This window comes from Thermohalobaculum sp., from assembly GCF_058622915.1.
In genome coordinates this window covers 17,982-32,100 of sequence record NZ_JBZSYN010000108.1, presented here as the reverse complement: position 1 = coordinate 32,100, position 14,119 = coordinate 17,982, and the positions used below count along the sequence as shown (strand labels likewise).

Annotated in this window: 13 protein-coding genes; 10 read left to right on the top strand and 3 right to left on the bottom strand. The window is 71.8% G+C overall.

Annotated features, from left to right (window positions below; genetic code table 11):
* Nucleotides 1-380, top strand: a 380-nt coding sequence (locus AC32QD_RS08790; protein ID WP_492010115.1) for an adenylosuccinate synthetase, incomplete at its 5' end; no start/stop codon positions are given.
* A gap of 45 nt (nt 381-425) precedes the next feature.
* Nucleotides 426-662, top strand: a complete 237-nt coding sequence (locus AC32QD_RS08785) for a DUF2842 domain-containing protein (RefSeq protein WP_492010114.1) — start codon at nt 426-428, stop codon at nt 660-662.
* Nucleotides 663-665: 3 nt separating this feature from the next.
* Here AC32QD_RS08785 and AC32QD_RS08780 read toward each other — a convergent pair whose 3' ends face one another.
* Nucleotides 666-1,727: a hypothetical protein gene (locus tag AC32QD_RS08780; RefSeq protein ID WP_492010113.1), complete on the bottom strand. Its 1,062-nt coding sequence runs from the start codon at nt 1,725-1,727 to the stop codon at nt 666-668.
* Between the two features lie 145 nt (nt 1,728-1,872).
* Between AC32QD_RS08780 and AC32QD_RS08775 the strand changes: the two genes are divergently transcribed.
* Nucleotides 1,873-2,553, top strand: coding sequence for a thiamine diphosphokinase (locus tag AC32QD_RS08775; protein ID WP_492010112.1), 681 nt, complete (start codon nt 1,873-1,875; stop codon nt 2,551-2,553).
* Here AC32QD_RS08775 and AC32QD_RS08770 read toward each other — a convergent pair.
* The gene (locus tag AC32QD_RS08770; protein ID WP_492010111.1) at nt 2,534-3,934 is read right to left on the bottom strand and encodes an L-serine ammonia-lyase; all 1,401 of its coding nucleotides are present in this window, start codon (nt 3,932-3,934) and stop codon (nt 2,534-2,536) included. The two genes, AC32QD_RS08775 and AC32QD_RS08770, sit on opposite strands and share 20 nt — an antisense overlap.
* A 147-nt stretch (nt 3,935-4,081) precedes the next feature.
* Here AC32QD_RS08770 and rpiA point away from each other — a divergent pair, with 147 nt between their 5' ends.
* From rpiA to AC32QD_RS08735, 7 genes are all read left to right on the top strand, one after another.
* A complete protein-coding gene (rpiA, locus tag AC32QD_RS08765) occupies nt 4,082-4,840 on the top strand; it encodes a ribose-5-phosphate isomerase RpiA (RefSeq protein ID WP_492010110.1) in 759 nt (252 codons plus the stop codon).
* Nucleotides 4,837-6,204: a glutathione-disulfide reductase gene (gene gor / locus AC32QD_RS08760; RefSeq protein ID WP_492010109.1), complete on the top strand. Its 1,368-nt coding sequence runs from the start codon at nt 4,837-4,839 to the stop codon at nt 6,202-6,204. The genes rpiA and gor overlap by 4 nt, the downstream gene beginning before the upstream one ends.
* Before the next feature lie 121 nt (nt 6,205-6,325).
* Complete coding sequence (gene hflK, locus AC32QD_RS08755) at nt 6,326-7,537, top strand: FtsH protease activity modulator HflK (RefSeq protein ID WP_492010108.1); 1,212 nt, start codon at nt 6,326-6,328, stop codon at nt 7,535-7,537.
* Entirely contained in the window at nt 7,537-8,436 is a 900-nt protein-coding gene (gene hflC / locus AC32QD_RS08750) for a protease modulator HflC (RefSeq protein ID WP_492010107.1), read from the top strand. Before hflK ends, hflC begins: the two co-directional genes overlap by 1 nt.
* Nucleotides 8,437-8,619 carry a DUF2065 family protein gene (locus tag AC32QD_RS08745; protein WP_492010106.1) on the top strand — a complete coding sequence of 61 codons (183 nt, stop codon included), beginning with the start codon at nt 8,437-8,439 and terminating at the stop codon, nt 8,617-8,619.
* 103 nt (nt 8,620-8,722) lie between these two features.
* Nucleotides 8,723-10,216, top strand: a complete 1,494-nt coding sequence (locus AC32QD_RS08740) for a DegQ family serine endoprotease (RefSeq protein WP_492010105.1) — start codon at nt 8,723-8,725, stop codon at nt 10,214-10,216.
* A gap of 123 nt (nt 10,217-10,339) precedes the next feature.
* A complete protein-coding gene (locus AC32QD_RS08735) occupies nt 10,340-11,512 on the top strand; it encodes a pyridoxal phosphate-dependent aminotransferase (protein WP_492010104.1) in 1,173 nt (390 codons plus the stop codon).
* Nucleotides 11,513-11,521: 9 nt separating this feature from the next.
* On the opposite strand, the gene hrpB is transcribed toward AC32QD_RS08735, so the two are convergent.
* Nucleotides 11,522-14,044 carry an ATP-dependent helicase HrpB gene (hrpB, locus tag AC32QD_RS08730; protein ID WP_492010103.1) on the bottom strand — a complete coding sequence of 841 codons (2,523 nt, stop codon included), beginning with the start codon at nt 14,042-14,044 and terminating at the stop codon, nt 11,522-11,524.
* Nucleotides 14,045-14,119: the final 75 nt, after the last annotated feature.

Genomic DNA, 14,119 nt, shown 5'->3' with positions numbered 1-14,119 from the left:
GCCGCTGCGGCTGGTTCGACGCGGCGCTGGTGCGCCAGGCCTGCCGGGTCGGCGGTATCGACGGCATCGCGCTGACCAAGCTCGACGTGCTGGACGGGCTCGAGGAGCTGAAGCTGTGCACCGGCTACCGGCTCGACGGCGGGGTGATCGACTACCTGCCGACGGCCTCGGAGGTGCAGGCGCGGGTCGAGCCCGTCTACGAGACCATGCCGGGCTGGTCGGAGTCGACCCAGGGCGCGCGGCGCTGGCTGGACCTGCCGGCCGAGGCGATCAAGTACATCAAGCGCGTCGAGGAGCTGATCGAGACGCCGGTGGCGCTGTTGTCCACCAGCCCCGAGCGCGCCGACACGATCCTTGTCACCGACCCGTTCCGCGACTGAGCGCGCAGGCCATGACCCGATGCAAGCCATGACACGGTGCAATCGATGACCTGGCGCACCCGGCGCATTCTCGCGCTCGTGCTGCTGCTGGTCTGGCTGCCCATCTATCTGGTGGCGGCGCTGGTGCTGACCGGCTGGATGGGCCGGCAGCCGGCGTTGATCGAGATGGTGGTCTATGCCGGGCTGGGCGTGCTGTGGGCGCTGCCCTTCCGCCGCGTCTTCCTTGGTATCGGCCGCGAGGACCCGGACCGGGCGGGGCGCGACGGCGGGCGCGACGACTAGGCGTCAGAGCAGGTCCTGGAAGCGCTCCAGCTCGCCGCGCGAGAGGCCGAAGATGCCGTCCTCGATCATCACCAGCCGGCCGTTGCGCATGGCCTTCCCGAAGCCCTTGATGCGCGCCTCGAGCGAACGCTCCTCGGCGCCCGGGATGGTCTCGAACACGTCGAGCACATCGCGCCGCTTGAAGGTGGTTTGGCCCTGGATCAGCACCATCCAGGCGGCCGAGGCGACCATCTGGTCCGGGACGCCGCGGGCGCCGGCGCGTTCCGCGAGCATGGCGGCGGAATAGCCCTCGCTCTCCTCCACCGGCGCCTCGGCGTCCTCGCCGGACGGCGCGTCGAGCAGGAGCTCCCAGTTGTCTTCTGACTCCTCCCGGGACTCCCCCTGTTGCACCTCTCCCGCCTCTTGCCGGGGCTCGTCCTCGGGCTCGTCCTCGGGCACGGCGAAGAGATTGCGCGGGCTGTCGGCCGCGCCGGTCCCGGCCGGCTCGTCGGACGCCTCGGCGCCGCCGGCGAAGAGATTGAGGGGTGCGGCCTCCTCGGCCTCGGCCTGGACGTCGGCGGCCTCGACCCCGCCGGCGTCACCGGCGTCAGCGCCGTCCTCGTCCCAGCCGTAGTCATCGCCTTCGGTGTCGGCCATGCGGCGCAGGCGGTCGGCGAAATCCTCGGCCGACTCCGCCTCGCTGCTCTCGGCCGCCGGACCGTCCTCAGCCCCGCCCGAGGGGGAGAAGATGTTGACGTAGTCGCCCGCGTCGGCCTCAGCCGTCGGCTCCCAGGCGGCAGCCGCGCTCTCGCGGGCCCCCGAGCCGTGATGGATCATGATCAGCCCCGGCACGATCTCGACCTCGGCTTCGTCGAGATCGGCGCGCCGCGCCACTTCGCCGACCAGCTGCTCGATCGCCTCGGCGTCGAAATTGATGCCGGTATCGGCGAGCTCGGGGCTTTCCTCGAGCAGGTGCTGGATGGCGCGCAGGACCTGCTGAATTGGCTGCACGGGGTCTTCGAAGCCCTGAACCGAGCAGGCGAAGGCGCCGAATCGCAGGTCCAGTCTCTTGTGGCTCGAGGACATTCGCTTCCCACTTTGAATTGACGTAAACAACAGGCACTTGGCGCGAGACTCGCGCATTTCACCTGAAGGGTCAAGGAAAGCCGGGCCGGCCGCAGGATCCGTGCGGGATTGACCGGCGTGCGCCGGCGCCCCAGATAGGGGCGCCATGACCGCGCTGCCCCTTCGCTTCGAGACTGCCGTGACGCTGGTCGGTGCCGGCGCCATCGATGCCGACGCGGTCGCTGCGGCACGACGGCTCGCCCCGGCACTGGTGGCCGCCGACGGCGGCGCCGGGCGACTGGCGGCGATGCGGCTGAGCCCCGAGGCGGTGATCGGCGACATGGACTCGCTCGAGGACCCGGAGCGCTGGCGCGACGGGCCGGCCGCCTTCGTCCACCTGGCCGAGCAGGACACGACCGACTTCGAGAAGTGCCTCTATGCCACGGAGGCGCCGCTCTATGTCGCCGTCGGCTTCACCGGGCGCCGGGTCGACCACACGCTCGCGGTGCTGCACGTGCTGATGGCCTATCCGGACAAGCGCGTGGTGCTGCTGGGCGAGGAGGACGTCGCCGCGCTGGCGCCGCCGGGCGAGGTGCTGCGGCTGAGGCTGCGGCCGGGAATGCGGGTCTCGATCTACCCGCTCGCGCCCGTGCGCGGCACGCATTCGCGCGGGCTGGCCTGGCCCATCGAGGGGCTGGAGCTGGCGCCGGGGGTGAGGATCGGCACCTCGAACCGGGCCAGCCAGCCGCTGGTCGAACTGGGCTTCGACCGGGCCGGCGCGCTGGTGCTGCTGGAGCGCGATGCGCTGGCGGCGCTGGTCGGCGCGGTCAGCAATCGGGGACGTTGACGGCGAGGCCGCCGAGCGAGGTCTCCTTGTACTTCTCCATCATGTCGCGCCCGGTCTCGCGCATCGTCTTGACGCAGGCGTCCAGCGAGACCAGGTGCCTGCCGTCGCCCCTGAGCCCCAGCGAGGCGGCCGACACGGCCTTGATGGCGCCGAGCCCGTTGCGCTCGATGCACGGCGCCTGCACCAGGCCGCGGATCGGGTCGCAGGTCATGCCCAGGTGATGCTCGAGCGCGATCTCGGCGGCGTTCTCGACCTGCTCGGGGCTGCCGCCCATGGCGGCGCACAGGCCCGCCGCGGCCATCGCCGAGGCCGAGCCCACCTCGGCCTGGCAGCCGCATTCGGCGCCCGAGATCGAGGCGTTGTGCTTGATGAGGCCGCCAATCGCCGCGCCGGTGAGGAACATGTCGTGCAGGCCGGCACGCGTGGCGCCGACGATGTGGTCGAGATAGTAGCGGCAGACCGCGGGGAAGACGCCGGCGGCGCCGTTGGTCGGCGAGGTCACCACCTGGCCGCCGGCGGCGTTCTCCTCGTTCACCGCCATGGCGTAGGCCGACAGCCAGTCGTTGGCGACATGCGGCGGCTGCAGGTTGCGGCCGCGCTCGGCCACCAGCTGGTCGTGCATCGTCTTGGCGCGGCGGCGCAGCTTCAGGCCGCCGGGCAGGATGCCGTCGCGCGCCAGGCCGCGGTCGATGCAGGCGTTCATCACCTGCCACAGACGGTCGATGCCGCCGTCGAGCCCGGCGCGGCTGACCCGGGTCTCCTCATTGGCCCGCTTCATCGAGGCGATGGACAGGCCCGAGCGCGCCGCCATCTCCAGCATCTCGGCCGCGGAGGCGAAGGGCCAGGGCACGTCGGCGGCGGCATCGATGGCGCGCAGCTCGCTGTCGGCGCGCATCTCGGCCTCGGTCTTCACGAAACCGCCGCCGATCGAGTAGTAGGTCTCGGCCAGATGCAGGTTGCCCGCCGCGTCGTAGGCTGCCAGCCGCAGGCCGTTGGCATGCAGCGGCAGCGGCGGGCCGTAGTCGAAGACCACGTCGCGGTCGGGATCGAACTCGAGCTCGGCAAGGCCGGGCGGAGAGATGCGCTTGTCCTCGCGGATGCGCGCCTCGATGGCCTCGGCCTTTTCGGGGTCGAGCGTGTCGGGCAGGAAGCCCGCGAGCCCCAGGATCACCGCGCGGTCGGTGGCGTGGCCCTTGCCGGTGAAGGCGAGCGAGCCGTAGAGGCGGCCCTCGAGCCGCGCCACGGGTCCGGCGCCAGGGATCTTGTCCTCACCCCGGGCCAGAACCTCGAGGAAGCGGCCCGCCGCAACCATCGGACCCATGGTGTGCGAGCTTGACGGGCCGACGCCGATCTTGAAGATCTCGAAGATGCTCAGGAACATGGCGCGAACTCCGGGGTGCCTTTCGCTGCTGCATATAGGCAATCGAGCAAGTGGAATCGACCGATCTCGACCGCTCGCCCGGCTGGCGCGACGCCTCGTGCCCGTTATGATGGGGTCGATTCTGCACCGCGCCGCCGGAGCCCCGCCATGAGCCCGACCTCTTCGCCCGCCGAGACAGCCAAGCGCGCCGCCGCCCGGCGGGCGCTGGAACTGGTCGAGGACGGCATGACGCTGGGCCTTGGCACCGGCTCGACGGCGAAGATCTTCGTCGACCTCCTGGCCGAACGGGCGCGGGCGGAGCGTCTGCGCCTGACCTGCGTCGCCACCTCGGGCCGCACGCAGGGCCAGGCCGAGGCGCTGGGGCTCGGCGTGATCACGCTCGACTGTGCCGGGCCGCTGGACCTGACGATCGACGGGGCGGACGAGTTCGACGAGGCCCTCGACCTGATCAAGGGTGCCGGCGGGGCGCTGCTGATGGAGAAGATCGTCGCCGCGGCATCCAGGCGCATGGTGGTGATCGCCGACCCCTCGAAGGAGGTCGTGACGCTGGGCCGCTTCCCGCTGTCGGTCGAGATCGTGCGCTTCGGCGCCCGCGCCACCATGCGGCTGATCGAGCGCGTGCTCGAGGGCCAGGACGTGGACGGGCGCGCCGTGGTGCTGCGCGAGGCCGGCGAGGGCCCCTTCCGCACCGACCAGGGCCATTACATCGTGGACCTCAAGCTCGGCCGCATCGGCGATCCGGCGCGGCTGGACGCGGCGCTGAACGCGATCCCCGGCGTGGTCGAGAGCGGGCTCTTCGTCGGGCTGTGCTCGGCGGTGATCGTCGGCGAGCCGGATGGCGACGCCTATCTGATCGGCGACCCCCTGGCGCCCCCGAGCCGCGACCTGAGCCGGAGATGGGCATGAGCGACTTCGATTTCGATCTCTTCGTCATCGGCGGCGGCTCGGGCGGCGTGCGCGCGGCGCGCATGTCCGCCGGCTACGGCGCCAGGGTGGGGCTGGCCGAGGAGTACCGCTTCGGCGGCACCTGCGTGATCCGCGGCTGCGTGCCCAAGAAGCTGCTGGTCTACGCCTCGGCGTTCTCGCAGGCGTTCGCGGACGCGCGCGGCTATGGCTGGGAGGTCGGGCCGACGAGCTTCGACTGGCGCAGGATGCACGCCGCCAAGGAGGCCGAGATCACCCGGCTCGAGGGCCTCTACCGCACCGGCCTGGAGGAGGCGGGCGTCGCCCTGTTCCACCAGCGCGCCGTGGTCACCGACCCCCACGCGGTGCGGCTGGCGGACGGGCGCGAGGTGTCGGCCAAGCACATCCTAATCGCCACCGGGGCCATGCCCTACGTGCCCGAGGTGCCGGGCGGGCACCTGGCGATCACCTCGAACGAGGCCTTCGACCTCGAGCGCCTGCCACGGCGCATCGTCATCGTCGGTGGCAGCTACATCGCGGGCGAGTTCGCCGGCATCTTCAACGGCATGGGCAGCCACGTCACGTTGTGCTACCGCCGCGACCTGATCCTGCGCGGCTTCGACGACGACATTCGCCGCCATGTGCAGGAGGGCATACGCCAGCGCGGCATCGACATCCTGCTCGAGGACGACATCGCCTCGATCGAGGACATGGCGCGCCATCTCGAGGTGCATTTCCGCTCGGGCGAGATCCGCGAGGCGGGGCTGGTGATGTACGCCACCGGACGGCACCCCAATACCGGCGGGCTGGGCCTCAACCACGCCGGGGTGCGGCTGGGCGAGCACGGCGCGGTGGTGGTCGACGAGTGGTCGCAAAGCTCGGTCCCCTCGATCTACGCGGTGGGCGACGTGACCGACCGGCTGGCGCTCACGCCGGTGGCCATCCGCGAGGGCGCGGCCTTTGCCGACACGGTGTTCGGTGCCAGCCCGACCCGGCCCGACCACGCGCTGGTGCCCAGCGCCATCTTCACCCAGCCCGAGGCGGGCACGGTCGGCATGACCGAGGCCGAGGCGCGGGCCGAGGAAGCCGCCCATGGCGGCATCGAGGTCTACCGCGCCGCCTTCCGGCCGATGCAGTACATCCTCGCCGGGCGCGAGGAGAGGATGATGATGAAGCTGGTGGTGGCGCGCCAGAGCCGCCGCGTGCTGGGCGTGCACATCGTCGGCCCGGCGGCGGCGGAGATGATCCAGCTCGCTGCGGTGGCCGTGAAGATGGGCGCGACCAAGGAGGATTTCGACCGCACGGTGGCGGTGCATCCCACGGCGGCCGAGGAGCTGGTCACCATGCGACGGCCGATGGCGCCCTGACGGGGCCCGCAGCCGCAAGACCGGCAAGCCCGATGGGGGTGGCATTTTTCGCACAAAGCTTGTTATGCAGGCGGCGACGTGCCACTTGAGCGCCGACGTCAGACGGAGGTTCGACGACCCGATGCCTTATAGCAGCAACAACGGCGGCGGCCGTGGCCCGTGGGGCGGCGGCGGGGGCGGCCGTGGCAAGGGCCCGTGGGGCGGTGGGGGCGGCGGGGGCGACGGCGGCCAGCAGGGCCCCGACCTCGACGACCTGCTGCGCAAGGGCCGCGACCAGCTGCGCATCGTGCTCGGCGGCAAGGGCGGAAAGCGCGGCGGCGGCCGGGGCAACGGCGGCGGCGGCCGCCCGAATTACGAGCGGCTGGTGATCCCGGGCATCATCGCGGTGCTGGTGATCGCCTGGCTGATGCAGTCCTTCTACCGCGTCGACACCGACCAGGAGGCGGTCGAGCTGCGTTTCGGCAAGTTCGCCGGCATCGGCATGCCGGGGCTGAACTTCGCGCCCTGGCCTGTGATGACCTACGACATCCTGCCGGTGCAGCGCCAGCACGTGATCGAGATCGGCGCCTCGAACAGCGGCAACAATTCCGACCAGGGCCTGATGCTGACCGGCGACGAGAACATCGTCGACATCGGCTTCCAGGTCGTGTGGAAGATCCAGGAGCCGGCCAAGTTCCTGTTCAACCTGGCCGAGCCCGGCCCCACCATCGAGGCGGTCTCGGAGGCCGCGATGCGCGAGGTGGTGGCGCGCTCGAAGCTCAAGCCGATTCTCGCGCCCGAGCGCGCGGCGATCAGCGGCGAGGTCAAGCAGGTCATCCAGACGACGCTCGACAACTACGACTCGGGCGTCAAGATCGTGCAGGTCAACTTCAAGCAGGCGGACCCGCCCAAGCAGGTGATCGACGCCTTCCGCGACGTTCAGGCGGCGCAGCAGGACCGGCTGACCGAGACCAACAAGGCCCAGGCCTATGCCAACAAGACCCTGGCCGCCGCGCGCGGAGAGGTGGCCCAGGTCAGCCAGGACGCCGAGGGCTATCGCGCCCGCGTGGTGAACGAGGCGAAAGGCGACGCATCGCGCTTCGACTCGATCCTGAAGGAATACCTCAAGGCGCCCAACGTGACGCGCAAGCGCCTTTATCTCGAGAGCATGGAGCGCGTGCTGGGTAGCGTGAACAAGATCATCATCGACCCCTCGATCGAGGGCAAGGGCGGCCAGGGCGTCGTGCCCTATCTGCCGCTTCCCGCGCTGCACCCGGTCGCGGGCCCGCCAGGATCGGGCTCGGGCAAGGGCGGCAGCAAGGGCGCGGGGCAGACGATGCAGGGGAAACAATGATGCGCCTTCTTCCCGTGCTCGCCGCGGTCGTGGCCGTCGTGGTGATCGGTATCATGTCCACCTTCTTCGTCGTGGACGCGCGCCAGCAGGCGCTTGTGCTGCAGTTCGGCGAGGTCAAGCAGGTGCGCACCCAGCCTGGCCTGTTCATGAAGATCCCGTTCATCCAGAACGTGGTCTATTACGAGCGCCGCATCCTGCCGCTCGAGACCGGCTTGCTCGAGGTCACGCCGCTCGACGAGCGCCGGCTCAAGGTCGACGGGTCCGCGCGCTGGCGGATCACCGACCCGGTGCGGTTCCGCCAGTCGGTGCGCACCGAGCAGGCGGCGACCTCGCGGCTGCAGTCAATCCTCGAGGCGCAGCTGCGCGAGGTGCTGGGCTCGGTGCCCTCGAGCGACGTTCTCAGCCCCGAGCGCAGCGCGCTGATGGACCGAATCCGCGACCAGGCGGCCAAGGAGGCCAAGCAGATCGGGGTCGAGATCATCGACGTGCGGCTGCGCCGCACCGACCTGCCCGAGCAGAACCTCAAGGCCACCTTCCAGCGCATGGAGGCAGAGCGCCAGCAGGAGGCGGCCGACCTGCGCGCGCGCGGCAAGGAGCGGGCGCAGGAGATCCGCGCCACCGCCGACCGCAAGGCGGTCGAGCTGGTCTCGGACGCCAAGCGCAAGGCCGAGGTGATCCGCGGCCAGGCCGATGCCGAGCGCAGCGACATCTATGCCAAGGCCTACAGCAAGGACCGGGAGTTCTTCTCCTTCTACCGCTCGCTGCGGGCCTACGAGCAGGCGCTCAACGGCGACAATTCGAGTCTGGTGCTGTCGCCGAACAGCGAGTTCTTCGAATACCTCAAGAACGACAACCCGAAGCAGACTGCGCCCCAGGCGGCGTCGGGGACGCCGCAATAGATGGATCTGCTCGCGGCGCTTGCCCTCATGCTGGTGATCGAGGGCCTCGCGGCGATGATCTTCGCCTCGTCGCTGCCCGAGCTCATGGCCGCGCTGGAGGAGCTGGGCGCGCGACAGGTGCGTGTCGCAGGAATTCTGATGGCAGCGGCAGGAGCCATGCTTTATCTTCTGGTTCGCGGGTGAGGCGCGGCGGCCGGCGCCGGGACTCCGGTCTCGAGAGAGGGGCCCGGATGCCGCAGCGGGGGGCGCAGGCCCCAAAAGGCCGCGCCTGCCCCGGATAGAAGGAGTGCATGAGTTGACGCGCATACCGACCATCCGCCTTGGCGCCGCCGCGGCCGGGCTGCCGCGCCTCGCCGCCATGCTCGTGCTGGCCCTCGCCTTCGCCGGGCCCGCGCCGGCGCCGGCACGCGGGCAGCCGGTTCCCAGCTTCGCCGACCTGGTCGAGAAGCTTACCCCGGCGGTAGTGAACATCGCCACCATGCAGGCCGTCGACGTGAACGTCGAGGGGCCGAACAACGGCGATGCGCAGAACCCCCAGGGCAGCCCGTTCGAGGACCTGTTCCGCGACTTCCTGGGCAAGAACGGCCAAAAGAAGCCGCAGATTCAGAAGTCGCTCGGCTCGGGCTTCCTGATCAGTCCGGAGGGTTACATCGTCACCAACAACCACGTGATCGAGAACGCCGACGAGATCACCGTCAACCTGGCCAGCGGCCAGTCGCTGAAGGCGACGGTCGTGGGCGTCGACACCAAGACCGACCTCGCGCTGCTCAAGGTCGACCCGACTTCACCCCTGCCTTTCGTGAATTTCGGCAACTCGGACGCGGTGCGCGTCGGCGACTGGGTGCTCGCCATCGGAAACCCGTTCGGACTGGGCGGGTCCGTCTCCGCCGGCATCGTCTCGGCACGCAACCGCGACATCCATGCCGGGCCCTATGACGACTTCCTGCAGACAGACGCGGCGATTAACCAGGGCAACTCGGGCGGGCCGCTGTTCAACCTGGCCGGCGAGGTCGTCGGCATCAACTCGGCGATCCTCTCGCCCAGCGGCGGCTCGGTCGGGATCAGCTTCGCCGTACCGGCCAACCTGGCCAAGCCGGTGATCGAGCAGCTGCGCAAGTACGGCACGACCCGGCGCGGCTGGCTGGGCGTGAAGATCCAGGCGGTGAACGACGAAATGGCCCAGGCGCTGGGCATGGACAAGCCGACCGGCGCGCTGGTGGCCGACGTGACCCCGGGCAGCCCGGCCGAAGCGGCCGGCATCCAGACCGGCGACGTGATCCTGAAGTTCGACGGCAAGGACATCACCGAGATGCGCGAGCTGCCGCGCATCGTCGCCGACACCGAGGTCGACAAGACCGTACGGGTCGTCGTCTTCCGCAAGGGCAAGACCCAGACCTTGAAGGTCAAGGTCGGCCTGCTCAAGGAGAAGAAGAAAGAGGTCGCCGCCGTGCCGCCGGGCGGCGGGCTGGGAAAGACGCTCGCGCTCGACCAGATCGGGCTCACGCTGGCACCGCTCTCCGAGGCGGCGCGGGCACGGTTCGGCATCGCTGCCGACGTCACCGGAGTCGTCGTGACCGATGTCGCGCCCGACAGCGCCGCCGCCAAGAAGGGCGTTCAAGCGGGCGACGTGATCGTCGAGGTCGGGCAGGAGCCGGTGACCGCTCCGGCAGAGGTCCAGTCCAAGGTGGCCGAGGCGGTTTCGGCCGGCCGCAAGTCGGTGCTGTTCCTGATCCAGAGCGGCACGGACCTGCGCTTCGTGCCGCTCGGGGTCGGCGGCTGAGCTGCTTGCCCGGCCCGGGTCGCACCTGCTAGACGGGCGCGGCACAATGGCCGAACGGCGCCCCGGGGGTTTCCCGGGGCCCCGTTCGGGGCCTTCACGGGCAGTTTCTTTCCGGGTGACGTCATGGAACTTTCGCGCCGGATTCGGGACATCGTCGGCGGCGGCGGCGACGGCTGGTCGGTCTATTACCGCGCCCGGGCGCTGGCGGCGGCGGGCGAGCGGGTCGTCATGCTCACGGTCGGCGACCACGACGTGAAGACCGATGCGCGCATCCTGGCGGCGATGCGGGCGAGCATGGAGGCGGGCAACCTGGGCTATTCCGCCGGCATGGGGTCGGACGCGTTGCGCGACGCCATCGCCGCGCGCGTCGCAGCCCGCCACCGGGTCGGCGCCGCGCGCGACAACGTGGTCGTCACCGCCGGCGGGCAGGCGGGCCTGTTCGCCGCGTTCACGGCGGTGCTGGACCCCGGCCAGTCGGCGGTGGTGCTGGATCCCTATTACGCCACCTTCGCCCAGACGGTGCGGGCTGCGGCGGGGCGGCCGATCATGGTCGAGACGCCCGCCGACCAGGGCTTCCAGCCCGATGTCGCCGCGATCGAGCGCGCGCTCGCGCCCGACACGCGGGCGATCCTCGTCAACACGCCGAACAACCCGACCGGGGCGGTCTACGAGGCGGCCCGGCTCGAGGCGCTGGCCGAGCTTTGCCGGCGGCGCAAGCTTTGGCTGATCTCGGACGAGCTTTACGAGAGCCAGGTTCACGAGGGGCAGCATGTGAGCCCGCGCGACCTGCCCGGCATGGCCGAACGCACGCTGGTGATCGGCTCGCTGTCGAAGTCGCACGCCATGACCGGCTCGCGGCTCGGCTGGATCGTCGGGCCGGACGAGGCGATCGCGCGCATCGGCGAGCTCGCGACCACCACGACCTATGGCCTGCCCGGCTATATCCAGGACGGCGGCCTCTATGCCCTGACCGGAGGCCAGGACATCGAGCGCGACATCGCCGCGCGCTACCGCCGGCGCGCCGCTGCGGCACTCGAGGCCGTCGCTAACGCGCCGGGCCTGCGCGCCCTGCCGCCGCAGGGTGGCATGTACCTGATGCTGGATTTGCGCGCGACCGGGCTGTCGGGAGACGACTTCGCCCAGCGGCTGCTCGAGGCCGAGCGCATCGCGGTGATGCCGGGCGAGAGCTTCGGCCACGCCGCCGCCGGCCACGTGCGGGTCGCGCTGACGCTGCCCGAGGCCGAGCTCAGCGCCGCGCTCGCGCGCATCGCCGGCTTCGTGCGCAGCCTCGTCTGAGCCCGGCGCTCAGCCGCGCCGCTTCGCGCGCTTGGTCGGCTCGGCCCCGAGCGGGTCTTCGGGCCAGGGGTGCTTGGGGTAGCGCGCGCGCATCTCCTTGCGCACCTCGGCATAGGAGGAGGCCCAGAAGCCTGGCAGGTCGCGGGTGGTTTGCACGGGGCGGCGCGCCGGCGACAGCAGCTCGATCACCAGGGCCACCGGCGGGTCTCCGACCGCCGGGTGCATGGCGAGACCGAAGAGTTCCTGCACCCGCAGCGAGATCGTTGGCGCCTCGCCGGAATAGTCGATCGCGACCCGGTCGCCGAGCGGCGTCACGAAGTGGGCCGGGGCGGCGCGCTCGACGGCGGCAAGCATGGCGCGGTCGAGCGCGGCCCGGAGCAGCGCAGCGAGGTCGAGGCCGGCCGCCTCATCGATCCGGCGCATGCCGGCAAGATACGGGGTGAGCCAGTCGTCGAGGCCGGCGAGCATAGCCGCGTCCGACCAGTCGGGCAGGCCGTCGGCCAGGGCGCCGCCCTGCCCGCGCAGCCAGGTGACGCGCCGGCGCAGGCTGGTGGCCGCGTCCGACCAGTGGAGCGCGCCGAGGCCGAGGCTGCGGATGCCCTCGGCCAGCGCCCGGCCCAGCGCCTCGGCGGGCGCCGCGGGCCAGGGTTGCTCGGCCAGGGCGATGGCGCCGAACATCTCGCGCCGGTGCGCCTCCACCTCGCGCCGGCGCGGCGACCAGGCGACGGTCTCGACCCAGGCGATGCGGTCGCCATGCAGCGCGCGCAGATCGGGCTCGCTCAGCGCGGCGGCGAGGCGGATGGTGGCCTCGCGGCCGGAATCCTCGACCTCCGCCACGACAATCAGGCGCTCGCTGGCGAGCGAATCGTCGGCGAGGAGCGCGGCGCCGCGGCCCCCGGAGAGCAGGAAGCGCGGGGCGGGCCCGGGACGGCGCAGTCCGACCCGGTCCGGGTAGGCGAGCGAGACCAGCGCGCCCGCCCGCGCCTGGGCCCGCCGCACGTCCGCGCGGCCCGGATGCAGCCGGCGGGCCTCGGCTTGGATGCGCGCCGCGGCGCCGCGGTCGATGGTGTAGGGATGCGCGCGCTCGAAGTCGGAGGGCGCCGCCACGCCGGCAAGCCTGAGTGCGAGGTCTGCGGGCGGACGGCCACCGGCCCCGAGCGGGTCGCGGGCCTCGAGCAGTGCGGCGAGCAGGGCCGCCTCGGCACCCTCGCCGCCTGCCTCGGCGACGAGCAGCATATGCGCCAGGCGCGGGTGCACCGGGCGCGCCGCCATCTCGCGGCCCTGCGCGGTGATGCGGCCCTCGGCATCCAGGGCGCCGAGCGTGGCAAGCAGCTTTCGCGCCTCGGCCATGAGCGGCGCCGGCGGAGGATCGAGGAAGGCGAGCGCGGCCCCGTCCCCGCCGCCCCACAGCGCCAGCTCGAGCGCGAGCGGCGCCAGGTCGGCTTCGACGATCTCGGGCGGCGCGCGGGGCGGCAGCGCCCCTTCCTCGCCCTTCGTCCACATGCGAAAGCAGTGGCCCGGCCCCAAGCGCCCGGCGCGTCCGCGCCGCTGCTCGGCCTCGGCACGACTGACCGGCACGGTGACGAGGCGGGACATGCCGGTCGCGGGGTTGAACCGTGACCGCCGGGCGCGGCCGCAGTCGACCACGACGCCGACGCCCTCGACGGTCAGCGAGGTTTCGGCAATGGCGGTGGCGAGCACCGCCCGGCGGCGGCCCTGCGCATCGGGCCTCAGCGCCGCGTACTGGGCGGCGAAGGGCAGCGCGCCGTAGAGCGGCGCGAGGACAATCTCAGGATGGGCGCGCGCCAGGAGCGCGGCGACGCGCCGGATTTCGCCGGCGCCCGGGAGGAAGACCAGCAGGTCGCCGGGGGTCTTGTCCGCCGCCTGCGCCACCAGGGCAGCCGCGGCCTCCTCGAACCGCGGTGCGCCGCGCCCGGGCCGCGCCCAGGGCCGCTCCAGCCAGCGGGTCTCCACCGGGAAGAGCCGCCCGGCGCTCTCGATCACCGGCGCCCCGCCCATCAGGCCGGCAAGCCGGTCCGTCTCGGCGGTGGCCGACATGGCGAGAAGTCTCAGATCCGGCCTGAGCGCAGCCTGCGCCTCGAGCGCCAGGGCCAGCCCGAGATCGGTGTTGAGCGATCGCTCGTGCACTTCGTCGAAGATCACCGCGGCGACGCCGGGCAGCTCGGGGTCGGATTGCAGCATCCGGGTCAGCACGCCCTCGGTGACCACCTCGACGCGGGTCGTGCCCGAGACGCGGACCTCGCCGCGGATGCGGTAGCCAACGGTTGCGCCGACCGCCTCGCCCATGAGCTCGGACATGCGCTCGGCGGCGGCGCGCGCGGCAATGCGGCGCGGCTCGAGCATGACAAGGCGGCGAGGACGCGCCCAGTCCGCCTGCATCAGCGCCAGGGGCACCCGCGTGGTCTTGCCCGCGCCCGGCGGCGCCGAGAGCACGGCGGTGCGGTGCGCTGCCAGCGCGTCGAGCAGCGCAGGCAGCGCCTCGTCGATCGGCGGGGGCGGCGGCGGGTTCATGCGCCCCGTCTACGCCATCGCGCCCCGTCGCGGCTACCGCCCCGGCGCCCAGGGCCGATTGCCTCGCGCCGATTG